Here is a 24,049-nt window from a genome sequence, read left to right as displayed (position 1 = left end):
GTCACGATGATCACTGGACGCCGTACGGCCACGGTGGCCGCCACGCTCGTCGCCCTGCTGGCGGCCGGCATGAGCGGGGTACCCGCCGCCGGGAAGGCCGTCGCCTCCGGTGCGGACACGGGCACGAACGCCGATGCCCCGGCTCTGAGCATGGCCGACGCCCGAGCGAAGGCCGCGAAGTCGGGCAAGCCGGTCGAGATCTTCAGTCTGCGTGACGAGCGCAGCACCACCGTCGCCAACCCGGACGGGACGTTCACCAGCACCGAGTACGTCCAGCCCGTCCGCGTGCGGCAGAACGGCACGTGGACGGAGATCGACACCACCCTGGTCAAGCGCAAGAACGGCACCTTCGCGCCGAAGGCCGCGCTGACCACGATGAGCTTCTCCGGCGGTGGTGACACCACCTTCGCCGAGATCGAGAAAGACGGGCGCACGCTCGCCCTGAACTGGCCGGACAAGTTGCCCAAGCCCAAGACGGACGGTTCGACCGCCACGTACTCCGATGTCCTTCCGGGCGTCGACCTCAAGGTGACGGCCAGCGCCGAGGGCTTCTCGCACATCCTGGTCGTCAAGAACGCGGAAGCCGCAGCGCACCCCGACCTGGCCACATTGGAACTGCCGATCGACACCTCCTCGCTCGAGCTGTCGGAGACAGCGGGCGGCGGACTGACGGCGACCGACAGCGCCGCCGGGGGAGACGTCTTCGAGGCGCCGCAGCCCGTGATGTGGGACTCCAGCGAGGGCCCGGCCGAAGCTGCGGAGCCCACAGCCCCCGCATCGCCGGGCGGAGAAACGGTCACCCCGCCGGACGGCGCCCAGGTGGCTGATGTCGCCGTGGATCTCGAACCCGGCACCATGACCCTCACACCCGACGCGAGCATGCTCGCCGACGCAGACACCGTCTATCCGGTCTACATCGACCCCGTGGTCAAGACGGCGAACCGCACCGGCTGGACCATGGTGTCGTCGCACTACTCGACCGCCGAGTTCTGGAAGTTCGGGGACGACGAGGGTGTGGGGCGCTGCCCCACCGACGTGTCGTACCGCTGCTCCAGCAACAGTGACGTCAAGCGTCAGTTCTTCGCGATACCGACCGGCGCATTCAAGGGCAAGGACATCGTCAGCGCCGAATTCGCGGTGACCATGGTGCACACCTACAGCGACTCCGGGCGTGAGGTGCAACTCGCCCGGGTCAACAGCACGGGCGCGAGCGCGATCAACTCGTCGACGAACTGGTCCAACCAGCCTTCCTCGAAGGAGACCGTCGCCTCCAAGTCGCCGACGAACCCGGCGGGATCGTGCACCTCGACCAATCAGAACGTGCGGTTCGGCGTGACGGGCACCGTCCAGAAGGCCGCCGACAGCGGATGGGACACCACGACCTTCCGCCTCAAGGCCGGGAGCGAATCGGACACCTCTTACTGGAAGCGTTTCTGCGGCAACGCGCACCTCTCCGTGACCTACAACCGGCCACCGCTCCGGCCGGAGCAGGACGACCTGAACATGACGCCCGGCGACACGTGCGAGTACGGACGGGCCACCGAGCACTACGTGACCAGGGCACCGACCCTGTACGCCGTGATCAGGGACTACGACCACGGTGACCTCGGGTCCAACTCGGAGGAGCTGCAGGCCGAGTTCAAGGTGTGGTGGACCAACAGCTCCGGGACGGAGGTCGTCCACTACGCGAAGACGGGCAAGAAGAGCACGGTCGACGCGAGCAAGGACGGACAGACCGGTCAGGCGACCTTCAAGTACACCGTCGGGTCCGATATCTCGGGCGACGATCAGGCAGGATTCTCCCTGCCCAAGAACACCGTCATCGGCTGGGCGGTCCGTGGCTACGACCAGAAGGCATCCGGACCGTGGTCCAGCGACGGGGACCAGACTCGCTGCGAGTTCATCTTCGACGACACGAAACCTCAGTCCGCCGTGGTCACGTCGCCCCAGTACCCGAGCGACGACGAGTGGCACGCCGGTGTCGGCGACTACGGTGACTTCACGATGGACTCGCCGGCTGCCGATGTGACCCAGTACAGGTACTACTTCACGGGTCCCCAGGCGAACACCGCACGGAAGACGGCGGAACCCAAGTCCGTCGGTGGCCCGGTCACCATCCGCTGGATGCCGCCGGCCGAGGGCTCATACACCCTCCACGTCACCGCCGTGGATGGTGCGGGCAACCCGCAGAAGACACCGACGAGCCATGTCTTCCTGGTCAGTGACGGCCGGGCACCGGTGGCCGCCTGGACGCTCGGTGACGCCAAGAACTCCGCGAAGGCCGCAGGCAGCAGCGGAGCGCCCGACGCCGCCGCCGGCTCGGGAGTGACGTTCGGATCGGCGGGTCCTCTGGGCTCCACCGATACCGCAGCCTCACTGGACGGAACCGGCAACGCCTATCTCGACGCCGGCGCACCCGCCGTCGACACCAGTGACACCTTCTCCGTGAGTGCCTGGGTCATGCTGCCCTCGCTGCCCACGCAGAACGTCACCGTCGTCAGCCAGGACGGCACCGCACAGCCAGGCTTCGAGCTGGGCTACGACGTCGACACGTCGTCGTGGACCTTCCGTACACCGGTCAGCGACATCGAATCGCTCGGCTCCTGGAAGGTCTCCGGTGCGGCCGCCGTGGCCGGTAGCTGGACGCACCTCATCGGGGTGTACGACGCCGAACTCGGCAAGATGATGCTGTACGTCAACGGTGTACTCGTGGCTGACGACGTCCAGGCACGCCACACGGCCTGGAACGCGGCCGGAGCGCTCCAGATCGGCCGCAAGATCGACCTCGGGGGATACACCAACCACCTCAAGGGCAGCGTGGCCGACGTCAAGCTGCACGACCGAGTGGTTCCGCCCACGGAGGGACAGCAGCTCGGCGGTATCCGGCCCCACCAGCTCGCCTACTGGCAGTTGGACGAGGCCGCGGGAACCCTGTCTCCGGAGGTTGCGGGCGGTACCGGCCTGACCCTCGGTGGAGGCGCCGCCGTCTATGTGCCGGATGACTCCTGTGACCCTGCCGCCGATCCCGAGTGCGTGCCACCCGCCGCACCGGTGTGGGGTGACGGCCACCTGGCCCTGAACGGCACCGGCGCCCATGCGACGCGACCCACGGGACTGCTCACGGCACAGGACAGCTTCACGCTGACCACTCGGGCTCGACTCGCCTCGGCGAAGCCGACGACGGACCAGACGGTGCTCGCACTGTCCGGCACCAGCGGCAGCATGATCAGGGTCAAGTACAGCGCCGCAGCAGCCCGGTGGCAGCTGGTGGCGACCGACGCCGGATCCACGACACCGGTGACCGTGCTCGACCCGAACCGTGTGCCGAGTTCCCAGGGATCCGGCGACCACCTCGCGCTGGTCTACAACGCCGTCTTCGGTGAGGTGATCCTGTACGTCAACGGCACCGCGGCAGGCAAGGCGGCCTGGGACAACACCTGGGACTTCAGCAAGGCGAGCCTCCAGGTCGGCCGGACCATGACCGGAGCCACGGCCGGCGAGTACCTCTCCGGGGCCGTCGACGAAGTCCGCATGTACCAAGGCCCGCTCGACGCCGCGCTGATGGCGACGGTCTCGGTCCTGCCATCGGGTGCCAGCATCGAGGAATCCTCGGCCTGACACCTCATGTCCCGTGAGGCGGGCGGCTCAGTGGCCGCCCGCCCTCCTCACCCCTGCGCTCCTGCTCCCCGCATCCCCCGATCACTCATGGAGATGTCATGTCCTCGCCCCCATGGTTCCGGTCCACGAGACCGGCCTGGCGCAGCGGCCGCCGCGGTGCGGCGGTGCTGCTCGGCCTGGCGCTGTCGATAGGCCTGCTTCCGCAGAACGCCCCCGAGGCCGTGGCCGACGAGGGCATGAAGAGGCCCAAGGCGCAGACGGACCTGGACGATCCCGTGCGGGGGCGGAACGCCACGCCGAAGACTTTCAAGAAGACCGACCAAGCCGAGAAGGCGGCGGTCAGGCGGCCCGACGCGGTCCGCTGGCCCGAGGCCGGAAGCGCCGAGGTGCGGCTGTCCGGCAAGGCGGTCAAAGCTCAGGGGCTGCCGTTGCAGGCCGCCGTGGCGAAGGGGAAGAAAGCCGCGCGGGCCATACGCGTCGAGGTGCTCGACCGCAAGGTGTCCAAGGGCGCCGGCATCGACGGCGTCCTGTTCACCGTGGCCCGCACCGACGGTGAAGCCGCCAAGGGCGCGACTCGTGTCACGCTGGACTACTCGGACTTCTCGGGAGCCTACGGCGGTGGCTACGGTTCCCGTCTCCGCCTCGTCCAGTACCCAGCGTGCTTCCTGACGACGCCGACGCAGCAGAACTGCTCCACTCCGACGTACCTGGAGAGTGACAACGACGCGACGCAGGAGACGCTGACGGCTACCGTGAGCGCCGCGGGCGACATCTCCGGTGTCTCTCCTCAACTCCTCGACGCACCGTCGGCGGCTTCTTCCGGCACCGTGCTGGCGGCCGTCGCGAGCAGTGGTGGCGACGGGGGCGACTACAAGGCGACCGGCCTCTCCGCCTCGTCCGAATGGGGTGTCGACACCAGGTCGGGTGCCTTCACCTGGACGTACCCGGTGACCACGCCGCCGGTGCCCGGCGGGCTGCAGCCGAGTGTCGGACTGAGTTACAACTCCCAGTCCATCGACGGGCAGACGGCGACCACGAACAACCAGGGATCGTGGATCGGGCAGGGATTCTCCTACGAACCCGGTTACATCGAGCGCCGGTACAAGCCGTGTGCCGACGACGGCCACGACGACACCTTCGGTGACCAGTGCTGGGCGTACGACAACGCCACCCTCGCCCTGGCCGGCGGCACGTCCGGCGAACTCGTGAAGGACGACGCCACGGGCCAGTGGCGACTCGCCAACGACGACAACTCCAAGATCGAGCGCCTGACCGGCACCACCAACGGCGACGACAACGGCGAGTACTGGAAGCTCACCACCACCGACGGCACCCAGTACTTCTTCGGCCAGAACCGGCTGCCGGGCTTCGCCTCGGGCAACGAGGAGACCGGTTCCGCCTGGACCGTCCCCGTGTACGGCGACGACTCCGGGGAGCCCTGCTACAAGGCGACGTTCGCCGACGCCCATTGCTCCCAGGCCTGGCGCTGGAACCTCGACCACGTCATCGACCCGCACGGCAACGTCATGTCGTTCTTCTACGGCAAGGAGACGAACTACTACACGCAGGGTCTGAAGACGGCCGAGAACGGCAAGCCGTACATCCGCGGCGGTTACCTCAAGCGGATCGACTACGGCCAGCGCGTGGACAAGGTGTACTCCACCAAGCCCGCGGCGCAGGTCGTCTTCACCACGGCGGAACGCTGCGTCGGCGCGGCGGCCGACTGCGAGCCCGCAGACCTGACGGACGCCACGGCGACCCGGTGGCCGGACGTGCCCTGGGACCAGAACTGCAAGGCGAGCACCAAGTGCGAGGGCCAGAACTCTCCCACCTTCTGGACCCGCAAGAAGCTGACGAAGATCACCACGCAGATCCGCACCGGAGACGCGTCGTACAGCCCGGTCGACGAGTGGAGCCTCGCTCAGATCTTCACCGACAACGGCGACGGGTCCAAGTCGCTGTGGCTCGACGGCATCGACCACACCGGCAAGGTTGGTACGGATGTCTCCCTTCCGTCCGTCAAGCTCTACGGCAAGCAGCTTCCCAACCGCGTCGACAAGACCGGCGACAACATCCAGCCCTTCCACCGCTTCCGCCTGTCGGGAGTCGAGAACGAAACAGGCGGGGCGCTCAGCGTCAGCTACGCGCCCACCGAGTGCACGCCGACGAGCCTGCCCACTGAGGACTCCTCGACCAGGCGCTGCTTTCCGGTCAAATGGAACCCGCCGGGCGAAGAGGACCCGATCCTCGACTGGTTCCACAAGTACGTCGTCGAGTCCGTCACCGAGACCGACCTGACCGGCGGCAACCCCGACCGGATCACGTCCTACACGTACGTCGGAGACGCGGGCTGGCGCAAAAGCAAGGCCGACGGCATCACGAAGGCGGAGTATCGCACCTGGGGCGACTGGCGTGGTTACGGCAGAGTGCGCGTCGTCACCTCGCAGGGCACCAACTCGCCTTCCAACACCAAGACCGAGCACGTCTTCTTCCGCGGGCTCCACGGTGACGTGAACGCGAGCGGCGCCACGCGCTCCGCCTCGGTCACCGACTCCAACGGGACCTCGTACGAGGACACGGAGTGGAAGGCCGGCCAGGAACTCGAAACGCTCACCTATGACGGCGCCGACGTCACCGAGAAGTCGGTGGCGGTGCCGTGGACCGCGGTGACGGCCACGAGCGTCAAGGACTGGGGCACGCGCAGGGCCCGCTACGTCGCGAACGGTGCGACCGACACCTACGTCGCCCTCGCCATCGGCGGCTGGCGCCGGACCAGGGCCACCACGCAGTACGACTCGAAGACCGGCCGGGTCCGCCAGGTCGACGACTACGGCCAGGTCGGCGTCGCGGACAACCAGTGCATTCGCACGGAGTACGCGGACAGCGAGAGCCGGCACATGTACGCGTACGTGTCGCGGGTGGAGAAGGTCAGTGTCGAGTGCGGGGTGACTCCGGACCGGAGCACTCAGGTCATCTCGGACGACCTGAGCTTCTACGACGGCTCCACAACACTGGGCGCGGCTCCCGTCAAGGGCGACGTGACCACGACCAAGCGCCTGGAATCGCACAGCGGTACGACGGCGACCTACCAGACGACCGCCGTCACGACCTACGACGACTTCGGCCGCCCGCTGGTGGTGAGGGACGCGGAAACGGCTTCGTCCCCGACGGAGTACGCCTCGTCGACCACCTACACGGAGACGTACGGTCTCGCCACCAAGTCCGTGGTGACCAACAGAGCCGGCTGGACGGCCACGACCGAGTACAAGCCGCACTGGGGCGTGCCCTCCGCCAAGAGTGACCAGAACAACCGGCGCACCGAGTTGGCGTACGACGGGCTGGGCCGGCTGACGTCGGTCTGGCTCCCGGACCGCATCGGCGCGAGCGCGTCGATCAAGTACGAGTACCTGGTGCGCGGGAACACCGGCCCGACGGCCGTGCACACCCAGAAGATCGAAAAGGGAGGCCAGTCGTACGGCAGTGAGTGGACGCTGTACGACGGTCTGCTGCGGCCCCGGCAGGAGCAGACCGAGGGACCGGGAGGCGGCCGTATGGTCGCCGACACCCTCTATGACGGCTCCAACCGCGTGGTGCAGGTCAACGACACCTACTACGCCGCGGGTGCCCCGTCCGCGCAGCTCTTCCAGCCCGTCAACGCGGACCTCACCGGCCAGACGGTGACCGAGTACGACGGAGCCGGCAGAGTCACCGCCTCGATCTTCAACGTGCAGGGCGAGGAGAAGCACCGTACGACCTATGTCCACGGTGGGGACCGGGTCACCATCACCCCGCCGGCGGGCGGCACGAAGACGACGGTCGTGAAGGACGCCCGCGAGCACACCACCACCCAGATCCAGTACCCGCAGGGTGGCGACGCGGTCACCACGTCCTACGGCTACACCCCGGCCGGTCAGCTGCAGAAGGTGACGGACGACGCCGGGAACGCGTGGACCTACACCTATGACCAGTTGGGCCGCAAGAAGAAGGCGGTCGACCCGGACACGGGCACGGCGGAGTTCACCTACGACGCCCTGGACCGCCAGACGTCCGTGACCGTCAACGGCAACAAGACGTCCACCAAGTACGACGTGCTGGGCCGCGCCGAGTCCACCTGGCAGGGCGAGCCGGACACCGGCACCAGGCTGTCCCTGACGAAATACGACACGGTGGCCAAGGGCGAGCTCTACGGCGTCTACAGCTACAAGGAAGGCGCGGTCCATTCGTCGGTCACCTACCCGACCCTCGACGCGGCCAACGACTACAAGCCGGTCTCGACGAAGTACTTCCTGTCGAAGACGGCCGAGCCGCAGCTGGGCGGGACGTACGAGTTCACCGCCCAGTACAACGACGACGGCACCGTGCAGGGGCAGGGCCTGCCCGCCGCGGGCGACCTGCCCGCCGAGGCCCTCGGCTACACGTACGACGAACTGCAGCGGCCGACTGGCCTGAACACCTCGCTCGGCGGGCTCAAGTACGTCACGGGCGTGTCGTACTCGCCGACGTCCGACCTGGAACAGGTGGAACTCTTCACCGGCGAGTCCACAGCCAAGAAGACCTGGCTCAACAACACGTTCGAGGCGGGGACGCACCGCCTGGCCAACACGAGCGTCAGGGTCGAGGGCGCGTCGAGCGCGGCCTACGACGCGGACTTCACGTACAACTCCGTCGGTGACGTCCTCTCGATCGCGGACACGCCCGCGGGCGGCGCGAACGACGTGCAGTGCTTCCGGTATGACGGGCTGCGGCGACTGACGGATGCGTGGACGTCGTCGGTGGCGTCCAACGGGGCCAGAGGCACGGGCAGTGCCGATGCCGCCTGTACGTCGGCGGCGTCATCCTCGACGGTCGGCGGCGTGTCGCCCTACTGGACGGAGTACGGCTACGACGCGATCGGCAACCGGAAGAGCGAGACGCGGCACGGCGTGAACGGGTCCCCGACCTCGACGCGGACGTACACGTACGGAGAGAAGTCGGGCCCCAACGGCACCAACTCCGGCCCGCACACGGTGTCGTCGGTCGTCGAGAAGACGGCAGCGACCAGCACGACGCCCGAAGTCACCTCTCAGGACACCTACACCTACGACGTCACGGGCAACACCAAGACCCGTGTCCTCAACGGTGACACGCAGTCCCTGGACTGGGACAAGCAAGGTGAGCTGACGAAGGTCACCAACGCCGACGGCACGGTGACGCAGTACACCTACGACGCGTCGGGCGAGCGGATCCTCCGGGACACCTCCAAGGAGAAGACCTTCTACCTGCCGGGCATGGAGCTGCACCTGGACAAGGCGACGTCGAAGGTCACGACGACGCGCTACTACTCGTTCAGCGGCATGCAGATCGCCATGCGGGACGCGTCCGGTGTCCACTTCCTCGCGTCGGACCATCAGGGAACGGCCCAACTGGCGATCAACGCCAAGACGGGCGACACCACGCGCCGCCGCACGGACCCGTTCGGCAATCCACGTGACGAGTCGACGTCGTCGGCGTCCTCCGCCGCATGGGTCAACGACAAGGGTTTCGTGGGTGGCACGGTCCAGAAGACCACGGGCCTGACCACACTCGGGGCACGGGACTACGACGCCGACACGGGCCGCTTCATCTCGGCGGACCCGATCATCGACTACACCGATCCGCAGCAGATCAACGGCTACTCGTACAGCAACAACAACCCGGTCACCTTCTCCGACCCGAGCGGCCTGGCGCCCGACGACTGCGTGAACGTCGGCATCACCTGCAGCCTGAACCGTGACGGCGGGTGGGACGTCAAGGCGACCGACACGTACTACACGTACTACGGCGTCAAGAAGCCGAAGGAGTCGCCGGCACAGTACCGGGCGCGCCAGCAGAAGGCCCAGGCGGACGCAGCCAAGCAGCGGGCGATCGCTGTCGCCAAGGAGCTCGGGCAGATCATCGCGGACGAGCTGGGCATCACGGACGCGCTGGACTGCTTCACCACCGGCGCGTTGGGCTCTTGCGGGGCTACGGCGCTCAACGTGGTGTCGTCACTCGTGGCCGGCGGACCGCTGGCGCGGCTGGCGGCGAAGTACTGGAACAAGTTGGACAAGGCCTATGCGTTGATCAAACGCATCGGAGCTCTGAGCCGCAGGCTGTGGGAGAGCTTCCAGGACTGGCGCAAGAGCAGCAAGGCGGCGGACGAGGCCACGGAAGCCGTGACCTGCAAGGTGGGGAACAGCTTCACGCCGGACACCAAGGTGTTGATGGCCGACGGTTCCACCAGAAAGATCAAGGACGTCGACATCGGCGACAAGGTCTTGGCGACCGACCCGGAGACGGGCGAGACCAAGGTCGAGACGGTCACGGCCGAGATCAAGGGCAAGGGCGTCAAGCACCTCGTCAAGATCACGGTGGACACCGACGGCAAGAAGGGCTCGAAGACGGCGTCGGTCACGGCGACGGATGGCCATCCGTTCTGGGTGCCGGAACTGGGGGAGTGGGTCGATGCCACCGACCTGAAGGCCGGAGCATGGCTGCGGACCGGCACGGGGACGCGAGTCCAGGTCACTTCAGTGCAGCGGTGGACGGTCGGCTCGGCTGCCGTTCATAACCTCACGGTCAGCAGTCTGCATACGTACTATGTGCTGGCGGGGGCCACGCCGGTCCTCGTTCATAACTGCGGCACCGCGAATGGCGGAAAGTATGGGGATCTGCAACCTGCTGGAGCAGGAAATGAGATCAATCATATCCCTGCCAACGCATCCAGCCCTCTCAGTAAGTACAGCGGACCGTCGATTCGGATGGATTACGCCGACCATCGCGCGGTTTACAGCACTGGGTCATCACTCGCCTCGAAGGCTTGGCGCATGAGGCAGAAAGAAATGATAGACGCTGGCGATTTCCGAGGCGCCATACAAATGGACGTAGATGACATTCGCGCCCGCTTCGGCAATAAATACGATGAGGCGATCACGGAGATGTGGATGAGCCTCAGTCAGAATAAGGCCCTTCGAAAATGGGCCACAGATCGACAGAATCCCTAGATGTTGCAGAGAAAGAAGTGAGATTCGGGTGTCGTCGGACTGGAAAGTTGAGATCGTTGAATGTGGTGACCTCGTGCAAGACGATGACGAGGTCACTCCTCCCGATGAGGCTGAGCGTCGGTGGAATCGCTATGTCGAGCTGGCTGATTCGGTGACCGGCGACGAAGGCCCAGCTGGTGTCGCTGCGATTGTTTCTTCCTTGAAGGCTGAGGAGGATTACGGGGCCTACCAGGCGGCGCATGCAGCTTTGGATCGCTTCCCTCGGGCGGATCTCGGTCAGGGAGTGGCCGATGCGGCCAAGGAACTTCTTTCCATCCCCCAGGATGGGAGTGGGAATGTTCTGCTAATCCTGGCCCAGGCTGGCCCTGTGGCAGTTAATGCCTTCAATGAAGCTATTCGGTCAATCGATCCAGGCGTTCGGGTCGCGATTCGCGAACTTGTAGAGTTTCACGAATCTGAGGAGTGGCTCTCTGAGGGCAGTGTCCAGAACGTTCTTCTGATGCCGCGGACGTAGCCTGGCAGTGTGAATTCGAAAGCCCCACGGGCAGTGGTGCCGGTGGGGCTTTCGGGCGTCTTGATGGCAACGCTGACGGCAACGTCAGCGGATGAGGGCTGCGGTGGGTGGGTCATCGGGGGCACCGTCGCCCTGACCGAGGGCGTTGCCGAGGGTGTCGATGGCTTGGCGTTGGAGGCGGAGTCGGACGTGGGCGTAGACGCCGGCGGTGACGCCGATGTACCCCAAGGTGCAGTCCGGCCGCGCCGACGAACGCGTGAAGGCGATGTTCGATCTCTTGCGCCCTCATCTGAAGAACGCAACAGCGCTCGACCTGTACGACCGAGCACGGACGATCGCACCACCCGTCGCTGGTCACATGATCCCCGTGGCACCTTCGAGCTCAGCCACAGAAAGTCAGCCACGACGGCGGGTGCGCCGACAGATCACCCGCCACGTGTGTCTCCAGCAACCCCGCACCGGCCTCAACCACGTCTCTTCCTTCCGTCACGGCATCCGCCCGGGAAATCCCGCGTAATCCCCGGACTGGAGAACCTGAGCCCGATCCTGCGGCCGCCGGGTTCCCGCATACGCAGGTGAGAGTGAAAAAGAGTAAAAGTGGACGTACTCCTCCCTATGCGCAAGCGCGCTATTTTGACGCGGAAGGGAAGCCCGTGAAGGACGTTGACTTTACTGATCACGGGGGCCTCAAAATCACCCCAATCCGCATCAGCATCCTTGGAACGAGAAAGCCGCCGGCGGCACCCGTAGTCGGGGTGGTGCGGAACCGCTGGACTACGGATATTAGGTGAGCAAGCAGATGAGTTCCGGATGTGGGACGGCTAGGGATCAGTGATGGGGCTTGACAGCCTTTTCTCTCTGATTGGGGAGAATCAATGGGTGTGGAGCGTCCTTGATTTCGACGGAATCGGGACTGCGCTTTGCCCGGCCTGGGATATGCGGAGATCCGGGACCGGGCGCACTCCTGCCCTCAGGGGTATGTGATGTCTTGGCCGCAGGTGAGGGAATTCGCGGCAAGTGTGCAGCAATGCTTCGACTTGCTGCTCGTCGCAGCAACCGACCGTCGCGCGCTTGATCCGAAGCGTTTGGTGACCGGCGATTTCTCGGATTGTCTCATGGTGCTGACTGCGAGTGACAGTACTTGGTGGTCTGTTGAGGCACTTACCGAGACGGAAGTGACCACCGGCATCATGGAGCGAGTTCGAGCCCGCTACGGTGCCGCCTCATAGCCTGTACCTGCTCCGAAGATGAAGCCCCGCCGCGATCTCAGGCGGGGCTTCTGGGCGAGATACAGCACGTTCTGTCGTTCAGCCCGTCAGCCCCAATTCCCGCGCGATCAGCATGCGCTGGACCTCGCTCGTGCCCTCGCCGATTTCCAGGATTTTGGAGTCGCGCCACATGCGGGCGACCGGGTATTCGTTCATGAAGCCGTAGCCGCCGTGGATTTGCGTCGCCTCGCGGGCGTTGTCCACCGCGACCGTGGAGGAGTGGAGCTTGGCGAGGGCCGCTTCCTTCTTGAAGGGGGCGCCGGCGACCAGGCGGGCCGCCGCGTCGCGCCAGGCGAGGCGGGCTGTGTGGGCCTTCATCTCCATGTCCGCGATCTTGAACTGGATCGCCTGGTTCGCGGCGATCGGCTTGCCGAAGGCGTGGCGCTCCTTGGCGTACTTCACCGACTCGTCGACGCAGCCCTGTGCCAGGCCCGTCGCCAGGGCCGCGATCGCGATGCGGCCCTCGTCGAGGATGCGCAGGAACTGGGCGTAGCCGCGGCCCTCCTCGCCCAGCAGGTTCGCCGCCGGGACGCGGACGTCCGAGAAGGACAGTTCGCGGGTGTCCGAGGCGTTCCAGCCGACCTTCGAGTAGGGGGCCGCGACCGTGAAGCCGGGGGTGCCGGACGGGACGATGATGGAGGAGATCAGCGGCTTGCCGTCCGGCTTGCGGCCCGTGACCGCCGTGACCGTCACCAGGCCCGTGATGTCCGTGCCCGAGTTGGTGATGAAGCACTTCGTGCCGTTGATGACCCACTCGTTCGTCGACTCGTCCAGGCGGGCCGTCGTGCGGGTCGCGCCCGCGTCGCTGCCGCCGTCCGGTTCCGTCAGGCCGAACGCGCCCAGCACTTCGCCCGAGCAGAGGCGGGGGAGCCACTCCCGCTTCTGGGCCTCCGTGCCGTAGAGGTGGATCGGCATCGCGCCGAGGGAGACTCCGGCTTCCAGGGTGATGGCGATCGAGGAGTCGACCCGCGCCAACTCCTCCAGGGCCACGCCGAGGGCCAGGTAGTCGCCGCCCATGCCGCCGTACTCCTCCGGGAACGGCAGGCCGAACAGGCCCATGCGGCCCATCTCCCGGACGATCTCGTACGGGAACTCGTGCCGCTCGTAGAAGTCGCCGATCTTGGGCGCGACGACTTCGTGTGCGAACTCCTCGACCGTGCGGCGGAGTTCTTCCAGCTCGGCGGGAAGGCGGTAGTCCATGGTGGTCACTGCTCCTCGGTGTCCTCGTGGGACAGGGCTCGGACGGTGCGGGACGGGCTGGGTCGGCCCAGGTGAGCGGCCATCCACGTGCTTGTGGCGACGAGGCGGCCGAGGTCGATGCCGGTGTCGATGCCGAGGCCCCGCAGCATCCACACGAGGTCTTCGGTGGCGAGGTTGCCGGTCGCCGACTTCGCGTACGGGCAGCCGCCGAGGCCGCCCGCCGAGGCGTCGACGGTCGTCACACCCTGCTGGAGCGCGGCGAGGGTGTTGGCCAGGGCCTGGCCGTAGGTGTCGTGGAAGTGGACGCCGAGGGCGGCGGGCGGGATGCCCGCCTCGTCCAGGGCCGCCAGCAGTGCGACCACGTGGCCCGGCGTCGCCACGCCGATCGTGTCGCCCAGGCTCAGTTCGTCGCAGCCCATGTCCGTCAGGGCCCGGCAGACCTTCACCACCTGGGCGATCGGGACCGGGCCCTCCCAGGGGTCGCCGAAGCACATGGAGAGGTAGCCGCGGACGTGGACCGACTCCGCCTTCGCCCGGCTCACCACCGGCTGGAACATCGCCAGGGCCTCGTCCACCGTGCGGTTGAGGTTGGCCTTGGCGAACGACTCCGTGGCGCTGGCGAAGACCGCCACCCGGCGGGCCCCCAGCGCCAGGGCGCGGTCCAGGCCCCGTTCGTTCGGAACGAGGACCGGGAGGGCCGCCGGGAGGTCGCTGACGAGCGGGAACAACTGCTCCGCGTCGGCCAGTTGCGGCACCCACTTGGGGTGGACGAAGCTCGTCGCCTCGATCGTCGTCAGGCCCGCGTCGGCCAGCCGGCGGATGAACTCCGCCTTGACCTCCGTGGGGACCGTCGCCTTCTCGTTCTGCAGGCCGTCGCGCGCGCCCACCTCGTGGATGCGGACCCGGCGGGGGAGGTCACCGGCCGGGACGGCCATCGGGAGCCCTGGGACCGTCATTCCGCCGCCTCCTCGTTCGGTGCGATGACCGCCAGGACCTGGTCCATGGCGACCGTGGTGCCGGGCGCCACGTCCAGCTCGGTGACCTTGCCGGCGTGCGGCGCGGAGATGACGTGCTCCATCTTCATCGCCTCCACCACCAGCAGGCTCTGGCCGGCGCTCACCTCGTCGCCGACGGCGACCTTGACGACGGTCACCGTGCCGGGCATGGGGGCGGTGAGGGAGTCGGCCCCCGCGTGTGCCGACCGGGTGAGGGACGCGGCGACCGGATCGTGGTCGCGCACGTGCCAGGCGTCGCCGTCGCGGCCGAGCCAGTCGGCCGCGCGGTGGAAGGTGTGCCGGACGCCGTCCAGGGTCACCGCGACCCGGTCGTCGGTGACCCTGGCCGTGCCGCGCGGGGTGTACTCCAGTGGGTCCTGTACTCGCAGGTGGAACGCCGGTGGCTTGCGGGCACCGCCCAGGCGCCAGCCGCTCGGGACGGAGAAGGGGTCCGTCCAGCCGCCCGGCTCGGGCTTCAGGGCCTCCAGGCGCACGGCTGCCGCCGCCTCGTAGACCTCCTCCGGGACGTCCGTGGGGACCAGGTCCTCCACCGCCCGCTCGACCAGGCCGGTGTCCATGTCGCCGGAGACCACCGCCGGGTGGGCCAGCAGCCGGCGCAGGAAACCGGCGTTGGTCTGCACGCCGAGCGTGACCGTCTCCGCCAGGGCCGCGCGCAGCTTGCGCAGGGCCGTCGCCCGGTCCGGGCCGTACGCGATGACCTTGGAGAGCATCGGGTCGTAGAGGCTGCCGACCTCCGTGCCCTCGGTGAGGCCCGAGTCGGTGCGGATGCCGTCGCCCTGGGGCTCGCGCAGCCTGAGCACCGTGCCGCCGGAGGGCAGGAAGCCGCGGGCCGGGTCCTCGGCGCAGATGCGGGCCTCCACGGCGTGACCGGTCAGCCGTACGTCCTGCTGGGTGAAGCCGAGGGGTTCCCCGGCCGCGACGCGCAGCTGCCACTCGACCAGGTCCAGGCCCGTGATCAGTTCCGTGACCGGGTGCTCGACCTGGAGGCGGGTGTTCATCTCCATGAAGTAGTACGACGACGGGTCGGTGCCCGGGACGATGAACTCCACCGTGCCCGCGCCCCGGTAGCCGCAGGAGCGGGCCGCCTGGACCGCCGCCTCGCCCATCGCCGCGCGCGTTGCCTCGTCGAGGAGCACGCTGGGCGCCTCCTCGATGATCTTCTGGTGGCGGCGCTGCAGGGAGCACTCGCGCTCGCCCAGGTGGACCACGTTGCCGTGGCCGTCGGCCAGGACCTGGATCTCGATGTGGCGGGGGCGGTCGATCCAGCGCTCCACGAGGAGCGTGTCGTCGCCGAAGGAGGCGCGGGCCTCGCGGCGGGCGGAGGCGATCTCGTCCTCCAGGCGGGTCAGGTCCCGCACCAGGCGCATGCCCTTGCCGCCGCCGCCCGCGCTCGGCTTCAGCAGCACCGGCGCGCCCAGCTCGCGGGCCGCCTCGGCCAGCTCCGGGTCCCGGCCGCCGGGCACCACCGGAACCCCGGCCTCCCGCACCGTCTCCTTGGCGCGGATCTTGTCGCCCATCAGCGCGATCGCGTCCGCCGGGGGGCCGATGAAGACCAGGCCGGCCTCGGCGCAGGCCCGTGCGAAGCCGGCGTTCTCGGCGAGGAAGCCGTAGCCCGGGTGGACGGCCTGCGCGCCCGTGCGGGCCGCGGCCTCCAGCAGGCGCTCCACCGAGAGGTAGCTCTCGGACGCCGGGGCCGGGCCGATCCGCACCGCCGTGTCCGCCTCGCGGACGTGCCGGGCGTCGGCGTCCGCGTCGGAGAAGACGGCCACCGAGCGCACGCCCATCGACCGCAGCGTCCGGATGACGCGTACGGCGATCTCGCCACGGTTGGCCACCAGCACTGTCTCGAACATCGTCGTCCGTCCCCTCACATCCGGAAGACGCCGAACTGGGGGTCACCCAGGGGCGCGTTGGCGCAGGCGGTCAGGGCCAGGCCCAGGACCTGACGGGTGTCCAGCGGGTCGATGACACCGTCGTCCCACAGGCGGGCCGTCGCGTAGTAGGCGCTGCCCTGGCGCTCGTACTGGGCGCGGATGGGCGCCTTGAAGGCGTCCTCGTCCTCCGCGGGCCAGGACTCGCCGCGGGCTTCGAGCTGGTCGCGCTTGACCGTGGCGAGGACCGAGGCGGCCTGCTCGCCGCCCATGACCGAGATCTTGGCGTTGGGCCACATCCACAGGAAGCGGGGGGAGTACGCCCGGCCGCACATGGAGTAGTTGCCCGCGCCGTAGGAGCCGCCGACCACGACCGTGAGCTTCGGTACGCGGGTGCAGGCCACCGCCGTGACCATCTTGGCGCCGTGCTTGGCGATGCCGCCCGCCTCGTAGTCCTTGCCGACCATGAAGCCCGAGATGTTCTGCAGGAAGACCAGCGGGATGCCGCGCTGGTCGCACAGCTCGATGAAGTGCGCGCCCTTCTGGGCGGACTCGGCGAACAGGATGCCGTTGTTGGCGACGATGCCCACCGGGTGGCCGTGGATCCGGGCGAAGCCGGTGACCAGGGTCTGGCCGAACTCGGACTTGAACTCGGCGAACCGGGAGCCGTCGACCACCCGGGCGATGATCTCGCGCACGTCGTACGGGGTGCGCGGGTCGACCGGGACCGCGCCGTAGAGGCCGTGCGGGTCGACCTTGGGCTCGACGGGCTCGGTGACCTCCCAGGGGAGGGGCCCGCGGGCGGGGAGGGTGGAGACGATCGTGCGGACGATGCGCAGGGCGTGCGCGTCGTTCTCCGCGAGGTGGTCCGTGACACCCGAGACGCGGGAGTGCACCTCGCCGCCGCCGAGCTCCTCCGCCGTGACGACCTCGCCGGTGGCCGCCTTCACCAAGGGCGGGCCGCCGAGGAAGATCGTGCCCTGGTTGCGCACGATCACCGCCTCGTCGCTCATCGCCGGGACGTACGCCCCGCCGGCCGTGCACGAGCCGAGGACGGCGGCGATCTGGGGGATGCCGGCGCCGGACATGCGGGCCTGGTTGTAGAAGATCCGGCCGAAGTGGTCGCGGTCGGGGAAGACCTCGTCCTGCATGGGCAGGAACGCGCCACCGGAGTCCACCAGGTAGACGCAGGGGAGGCGGTTGTCGAGGGCGACCTCCTGGGCGCGGAGGTGCTTCTTCACGGTCATCGGGTAGTACGTGCCGCCCTTGACCGTGGCGTCGTTGGCGACGATCACGGTCTCGCGGCCGCTGACCCGGCCGATGCCGGCGATGACGCCCGCGGCCGGGGCCTGCCCCTCGTACATCCCGTCGGCCGCGAGCGGGGCCAGCTCCAGGAAGGGTGAGCCGGGGTCGAGGAGGGTGTCGACGCGGTCGCGGGGGAGCAGCTTGCCGCGGGCCGTGTGGCGGGCGCGGGCCTTCTCGCCACCGCCCTGTGCGGCCGCGGCCAGCTTGGTGCGCAGCTCCTCCACGAGGGTGCGGTGCGCCTCCTCGTTGGCCCGAAAGGCCTCCGACGCGGGGTCTGCCGCGCTCGTGAGCTCCGGTGCCTCGTGCATCCTGCGGGTCCCCTCACTTGTTAATGAGCGTTAACGCATTTCCTTCAGGTTAACGACCGCTAACCTCCCTGTCTAGAATTGATTCATGGCCACGAGAACCGACGCCCCCACCCGCCGTCAGCAGATCCTCAAGGAGGCCGCGCGGTTGTTCGCCGAGCGGGGCTTCCACGGGGTCGGGGTCGACGAGATAGGCGCCGCGGTCGGGATCAGCGGTCCCGGGCTGTACCGGCACTTCGCGGGCAAGGACGCGATGCTCGCGGAGCTGCTGGTGGGGATCAGCGGGCAGTTGCTGACCGGGGCGAAGCGGAGGGTGGCCGAGGCGGACGGGGGCGGGGCGGAGAGAGTGCTGGACTCACTGATCGAGGGCCATATCGACTTCGCGCTGGACGACCGGCCTCTGATCACCCTGCACGACCGGGAGCTGGATCGCCTCCGGGACAGCGACCGGAAGATGGTGCGGCAGCTGCAGCGGCAGTACGTGGAGCTGTGGGTCGGGGTGGTGCGGAAGGTCTACCCGGGGTTGGGGGAGCCCGCGGCGCGGTCGGCCGTGCACTCGGTGTTCGGGCTGCTGAACTCGACGCCGCACCTGGGGAGGGGCGGGGGGCTGCCCGGGCGGGCGGCCACGGCGGAGTTGCTGCACCGGATGGCGCGGGGGGCGTTCGCGGCGGCGGGGGTCTGAGGGGGCCTTTGCCCACCCACCCCCCCCGACACGGTCGGGATCGAGGCCCGCCCTCGGGGCTCCGCCCCGGACCCCGGCGGGGCTTCGCCCCTGCACCCCCGGAGTTTGCCCACCCGCCCACCCGACACGGTTGGATGTGAGCCGCCCTCGCCTCGGGGCTCCGCCCCAGATCCCGGCGGGGGCTTCGAGCCTCGCGCCTCCAGATCCCGGCGGTGGCTTCGCGTCCTGCGCCCCGAGCCGCCTCCGCCCCCACCCCGGGGCACCCCCGGCAAGCGACGCCCCCCGGTCACCCCCCCCACCGTGACGAGCGCCACCCCACCCCCACCCTGGATTCCTCCAATACTCGCCGGTATCTTGGGCTGAGCAAGCGCTTAGACATGATGTCGTGGAGGTGGCGGCGTGCGCCGTACGGTGTTCAACGAGGATCACGAGGCGTTCCGGGAGACCATCCGCGCCTTCATCGAGGCCGAGGTCGTACCCGTGTACGACGAGTGGTTCGCGGCGGGCCAGGCGCCCCGCGACTTCTACTACAAGCTCGGTGAGCTGGGCATCTTCGGCATCAACGTGCCGGAGGAGTTCGGCGGCGCCGGCCTGGAGACGCACAAGTTCGAGGCCGTGCTGTACGAGGAGACCGCCCGCGCCGGTGTCCAGTTCGGCGGCTCCGGCGTGCACGTGCTGCTCGCCCTGCCCTACATCAAGATGCTGGCGACGGACGAGCAGAAGAAGCGGTACCTGCCGAAGTTCGTCTCCGGTGAGGAGATGTGGGCCATCGCGATGACGGAGCCGGGCACCGGGTCCGACCTCGCGGGCATGAAGTCCACCGCCAAGCTGAGCGAGGACGGCACCCACTACGTCCTCAACGGCGCCAAGACCTTCATCACCGGCGGCGTGCACGCCGACCGCGTGATCGTCTGCGCCCGCACCTCCGCGCCCACCGCCGAGGACCGCCGCCACGGCATCTCCCTGTTCGCCGTGGACACCAAGTCCGAGGGCTACTCCGTCGGCCGCAAGCTCGACAAGCTCGGCCTGAGGACCTCCGACACGGCCGAGCTCGCGTTCGTCGACGTCAAGGTGCCCGTCGAGGACCTCCTCGGCGAGGAGAACAAGGGCTTCTACTACCTCGGCCACAACCTGGCCTCCGAGCGCTGGGGCATCGCCTTCGGCGCCTACGCGCAGGCCAAGGCCGCCGTCCGGTTCGCCAAGCAGTACGTGCAGGAGCGCACCGTCTTCGGCAAGCCGGTCGCGCACTTCCAGAACACCAAGTTCGAACTGGCCGCCTGCCAGGCCGAGGTGGACGCCGCCGAGGCCGTCGCCGACCGCGCGACCGAGGCCCTGGACGCCGGTGAGCTGACCCCCGCCGAGGCCGCCTCCGCGAAGCTGTTCTGCACCGAGGTCGCCCACCGCGTCATCGACCGCTGCCTCCAGCTGCACGGCGGCTACGGCTACATGAACGAGTACCCGATCGCCCGCCTGTACGCGGACAACCGCGTCAACCGCATCTACGGCGGCACCAGCGAGATCATGAAGACGATCATCGCCAAGGACATGGGCCTGTAAGGCCCCCGACACCGTCACGCGATCACTGGCCGGTACAACTACCCCATGAGCCAGGCACTACAGGACCTCCTCGATCTGCTCGACCTGGAGCAGATCGAGGAGGACATCTTCCGTGGCCGGTCCCGCTCCGCCGTCGTCCCCAGGGTCTTCGGCGGGCAGGTCGCGGCCCAGGCACTCGTCGCCGCGGGACGCACCGTCCCCGCCGACCGGGCCGCGCACTCGCTGCACGCGTACTTCCTGCGCCCCGGGGACCCCGGCGCGCCCATCGTCTACACCGTCGACCGGATCCGGGACGGCCGTTCCTTCACCACCCGCCGGGTCGTCGCCGTCCAGCACGGCAAGCCGATCTTCCATCTGTCGGCGTCCTTCCAGGTCGCGGAGGACGGGCTGGACCACCAGGCGCCGATGCCCGCCTCGCCCGACCCCGCCACGCTCCCGACCGGCGAGGAGCGGCTGCGCGGCTACGGGCATCTCGACCCCGAGGTGGTCGAGCGGTTCCTGGAGGCCCGGGCCGCCGTCGACCTGCGGTACGTCGACGAGCCGCCCTACGGGCAGTTCGGCGAGCCGCGCGAGCCGCACTCGCAGGTGTGGTTCCGCACCAACGGCAAGCTCGACAGCGAGGTCGACGACCCGCTGCTGCACGTCGTCCTCGCCACCTACGTCTCCGACATGACCCTGCTCGACTCCGTGCTGCTCGCGCACGGGCGCGGCGGCTGGGCCGTGGGGGACGTCGTCGGGGCGTCGCTGGACCACGCGATGTGGTTCCACCGGCCGTTCCGCGCGGACGAGTGGCTGCTGTACGACCAGGAGTCCCCGTCCGCGTACGGCGGCCGCGGACTGGGGCAGGCCCGGATCTACACGCAGGACGGGCGGCTGGCCGTCACGGTGATCCAGGAGGGCGTGGTCCGCGTCCCGCGCGCCCGGGCCTGACCCGGACTGACCGGGCGGGCCCACCGCCCCGGCCTCGCACGCGCCGGGCCCGGGTCCGGGCCCGGCTGAGCCCCGCCTCCGCCGGCGGGTACGCGGCCTCTCCGGCCTGGCACGCGCCGGGCCCGGGTCCGGGCCCGGCTGAGCCCCGCCTCCGCCGGCGGGTACGCGGCCTCTCCGGCCTGGCACGCGCCGGCCCGGTCCTTCCCGGGCCCCGCCTCCGCAGGCGGGTACGCCGCCCCCCCCGGGCCTCGCACTCGCCCGGTCGGCCCGGCTCGGCCCTAGCCGAGCCCCGCCTCCGCCAGCAGGTACGCCGTCATCGGGTCGTAGTGGCGGGGGCTGACCACGTGGTCGTCCAGGGGCACCGTGACCTGGACGGTGCCCTCCGCCTCGGCGAGGAACAGGGCCGGGTCGTTGCAGTCGGCGTAGCCCACCGCGTCCACGCCGTGCTGTCCCGCGTAGCCCGCCCAGCCGTGGTCGGCGACGACCAGGTCGGGCAGCGGGCGGCCCTGGCGCTCCAGGGCCTTCAGAATCGCCTTCATCGGCTCGCCCGAGTGGGTGTGCCAGAGGGTGGCGCCGTGCTCCAGGACGGCCACGTCCGCGAACTGCATCACGTAGCCCTCCTCCGTCGTCAGGCCGTCCGGGATGACGACGATCTCGCAGCCGGCCGCGCGCAGGGCCTGCGCGGTCGCGCGGTGCACGTCGAGCAGGCCGCCGGGGTGGCCGGTGGCGAAGAGGACCCGCTGCTGCCCGTCCGCCGCCTTGCGCAGCCGCCCGGCCATCCGCTCCAGACCCGCCACGGTCAGCTCCGGGTCGATGGTGTCCTGGCCGTACCGGTGCCCGGGGTCGTCGTTCACGCCGACGCGTTCCGCCATCACCGCGAGGACGTCCTGCTCGTCCGTCCAGCGGTCGCCGAGTTCCAGGCCGAGCCAGTAGTGGCGGTCGCCGTTCGCGAGCTTGCGGTAGTGGGAGAGGTTGTTCTCGCGCGGGGTGGCGACGTCGCCCGCGATGCGCGTCCTGACGAGGTGCTCGACGAGTTCGGCGCGGCTGGGTGTCCCGGATATCGGCATGGCATCCATTGTGAGGCAGCTCGCCATGGGCGTCCCTGGCGTATCGAGCGCTGGGACGTGCGTCACGTACTCGGCAGGACCCCGCTCACGTACTCACGGCGGCCCCGCTCGCGTACTCAGACGTGCCGCAGCGCGAACCACAGTTCCATGCGGGCGTCCGGGTCGTCGAGGTCCGTCTCCAGCAGGGCCGCGCAGCGGGCGACGCGCTGCCGGACGGTGTTGCGGTGCACGGACAGGGCGACGGCCGTGCGGTCCCAGCTGCCGTGCAGGGACAGCCAGGTGCGCAGGGTCTCGGTGAGCGCGGGGTGCGCCGCGACGGGGGCGAGCAGGGCCCGGGCGTGGGCCGTCGCCTCGTCGCCCGGCACCAGGTCGGCCAGGGCGGGGCGGGCGTTGTGCCGGACCAGCGGGGCCCGGGTCGCGCGGGCCCGGGCCAGGGCGCGCGCGGCCTGGGTGTCGGCGAGGCTCCAGTCGGACGGTGTGACGGCGGCGCTGACGCCCAGGGTCCAGCCGGGCTGCGGGGCGGGTTCCCGGCCGGCCGGGACCAGCACCCGGACGACGTCGCCGGCCGGATCGACCAGGGCGGAGCCGAGCGCGGCACCGAGGGCGGAGGCGGCCACCGGGCCGGGGGCGCCGTCCGGCTCCGGCCGCGCGTGCACGACCAGCCAGCGTCCGCCGCCGAGCAGCCCGGCGACGTCCTCGGGGGACGCGCCCAGCAGCAGCCGTACCAGCGCCGCCGAACGGGCCGTGCCCGTGCCGCTCTGCTGCTCCCCGGTGAGGAGGGTGAGCAGCACGGCGGCGACGGAGGCGATGGTGTGGTCCCCGGCCGCCCGCCGCGGGGCGGCGACCCCGAGCACGCATCCGGCCCCGGCGCCGAGCGCGTAGGCGGCGAGGTGCGTACCGGCGACGGTGTCCGTGGCGGAGGTGGGTGCGGGGCGCCCGGCCTCGTCCCCCGGCGGCCGCACCACCTCCGCCAGGCGGGCGAGGGCCTCGCGTGCCTCGCCGCCCGGCTCCCGTCCGCCGTCCGCGACCACCGCACCCTCCGGTCCGTGGAGCACCGCCCAGCCCTCCAGCCGCCGGGCGAGCTGCCGGAGTACGGACGGCACCGGGTCGGGGCGGGACGCGGCGGAGGCGAGGCTCTGCTGGGCCTCGGTCACCCGGCGGAGCTCCGACAGGCGGGCCCGGGACATCAGCTGCCACACCGCGCGGGCCACGCCCGAGAAGGTGGTCTGCGGCGGCACCTCCAGCAGCGGCAGGCCGTGCGTCTCGCAGGCCTCGACCAGCGCCCTCGGCACCGTGTCGTGCACCGGGGCCACCCCGAAGCCGAGGGCCGCGCCGCCCGCCGCGACGATCCGGGCCACGTAGTCGTCGAAGTAGGTCCCCGACCCCGCCGCCTCCGGGATGTGCACACCCGCCGTGAGCAGCAGTTCCCCGCCCAGCAGATACGGGTACGGGTCGGCCATCTCCGAGGTGTGCACCCAGTGGACGGCGGTGCCGGCGGCGGGCGGTCCGGCGATCTGCGTGAGCGCCAGATCCTCGCGGGCCAGCAGGGCGTCCAGCGCCACCGGCGGGGTGGGGGGGACGGCGGGCTCCGGCATGGTGTGCGTTCCCTCCATCCACGGCCGCCTCGAATGGATGAAACGTACACTTCGCAGTCGCTTTCCGGCCACCTAGGGTCAGTCCTCGTCCCCCTCGTCCCCGGGCGAGCGAGCGAGCGC

The 24,049-nt window shown here is 69.5% G+C and carries 12 protein-coding genes; 6 read left to right on the top strand and 6 right to left on the bottom strand.

Annotated elements, in window-relative coordinates; all coding sequences use genetic code 11:
• The first annotated feature begins 6 nt into the window (after window positions 1–6).
• From ACF07N_RS13500 to ACF07N_RS13490, 3 genes are all read left to right on the top strand, one after another.
• A complete protein-coding gene (locus tag ACF07N_RS13500; protein WP_392111934.1) occupies window positions 7–3,618 on the top strand; it encodes a LamG-like jellyroll fold domain-containing protein in 3,612 nt (1,203 codons plus the stop codon).
• Between the two features lie 98 nt (window positions 3,619–3,716).
• Complete coding sequence (locus ACF07N_RS13495) at window positions 3,717–10,619, top strand: RHS repeat-associated core domain-containing protein (protein WP_392111931.1); 6,903 nt, start codon at window positions 3,717–3,719, stop codon at window positions 10,617–10,619.
• A gap of 28 nt (window positions 10,620–10,647) precedes the next feature.
• Window positions 10,648–11,133, top strand: a complete 486-nt coding sequence (locus ACF07N_RS13490; RefSeq protein WP_146075736.1) for a hypothetical protein — start codon at window positions 10,648–10,650, stop codon at window positions 11,131–11,133.
• 1,307 nt (window positions 11,134–12,440) lie between these two features.
• Here the strand turns inward: ACF07N_RS13490 and ACF07N_RS13485 are convergent.
• The 4 genes from ACF07N_RS13485 to ACF07N_RS13470 are packed head-to-tail and all read right to left on the bottom strand — an operon-like array spanning window position 12,441 to window position 18,101.
• Window positions 12,441–13,601, bottom strand: a complete 1,161-nt coding sequence (locus tag ACF07N_RS13485) for an acyl-CoA dehydrogenase family protein (protein ID WP_392111928.1) — start codon at window positions 13,599–13,601, stop codon at window positions 12,441–12,443.
• 5 nt (window positions 13,602–13,606) lie between these two features.
• On the bottom strand, window positions 13,607–14,557 hold the full coding sequence (locus tag ACF07N_RS13480) for a hydroxymethylglutaryl-CoA lyase (protein ID WP_392111925.1): 951 nt from the start codon (window positions 14,555–14,557) through the stop codon (window positions 13,607–13,609).
• Window positions 14,554–16,470: an acetyl/propionyl/methylcrotonyl-CoA carboxylase subunit alpha gene (locus ACF07N_RS13475; protein WP_392111922.1), complete on the bottom strand. Its 1,917-nt coding sequence runs from the start codon at window positions 16,468–16,470 to the stop codon at window positions 14,554–14,556. Before ACF07N_RS13475 ends, ACF07N_RS13480 begins: the two co-directional genes overlap by 4 nt.
• A 14-nt stretch (window positions 16,471–16,484) precedes the next feature.
• The gene (locus ACF07N_RS13470) at window positions 16,485–18,101 is read right to left on the bottom strand and encodes a carboxyl transferase domain-containing protein (RefSeq protein WP_392111919.1); all 1,617 of its coding nucleotides are present in this window, start codon (window positions 18,099–18,101) and stop codon (window positions 16,485–16,487) included.
• An 85-nt stretch (window positions 18,102–18,186) separates the two neighbouring features.
• Here ACF07N_RS13470 and ACF07N_RS13465 point away from each other — a divergent pair, with 85 nt between their 5' ends.
• From ACF07N_RS13465 to ACF07N_RS13455, 3 genes are all read left to right on the top strand, one after another.
• A complete protein-coding gene (locus ACF07N_RS13465; RefSeq protein WP_392111916.1) occupies window positions 18,187–18,780 on the top strand; it encodes a TetR/AcrR family transcriptional regulator in 594 nt (197 codons plus the stop codon).
• 399 nt (window positions 18,781–19,179) lie between these two features.
• On the top strand, window positions 19,180–20,337 hold the full coding sequence (locus ACF07N_RS13460) for an acyl-CoA dehydrogenase family protein (protein WP_383328225.1): 1,158 nt from the start codon (window positions 19,180–19,182) through the stop codon (window positions 20,335–20,337).
• A gap of 45 nt (window positions 20,338–20,382) precedes the next feature.
• Entirely contained in the window at window positions 20,383–21,267 is an 885-nt protein-coding gene (locus ACF07N_RS13455; RefSeq protein ID WP_383328222.1) for an acyl-CoA thioesterase, read from the top strand.
• Between the two features lie 278 nt (window positions 21,268–21,545).
• On the opposite strand, the gene ACF07N_RS13450 is transcribed toward ACF07N_RS13455, so the two are convergent.
• Window positions 21,546–22,334 (bottom strand): phosphatase, encoded by a 789-nt coding sequence (locus ACF07N_RS13450; protein WP_383328219.1) that lies wholly within the window; start codon window positions 22,332–22,334, stop codon window positions 21,546–21,548.
• A gap of 116 nt (window positions 22,335–22,450) precedes the next feature.
• Window positions 22,451–23,929: a PucR family transcriptional regulator ligand-binding domain-containing protein gene (locus ACF07N_RS13445; RefSeq protein ID WP_392111911.1), complete on the bottom strand. Its 1,479-nt coding sequence runs from the start codon at window positions 23,927–23,929 to the stop codon at window positions 22,451–22,453.
• Window positions 23,930–24,049 lie beyond the last annotated feature (120 nt).

The organism is Streptomyces sp. NPDC015242 (assembly GCF_043079125.1).
Lineage (GTDB): Bacteria > Actinomycetota > Actinomycetes > Streptomycetales > Streptomycetaceae > Streptomyces.
This window is presented reverse-complemented; position numbering and strand designations above follow the sequence as displayed.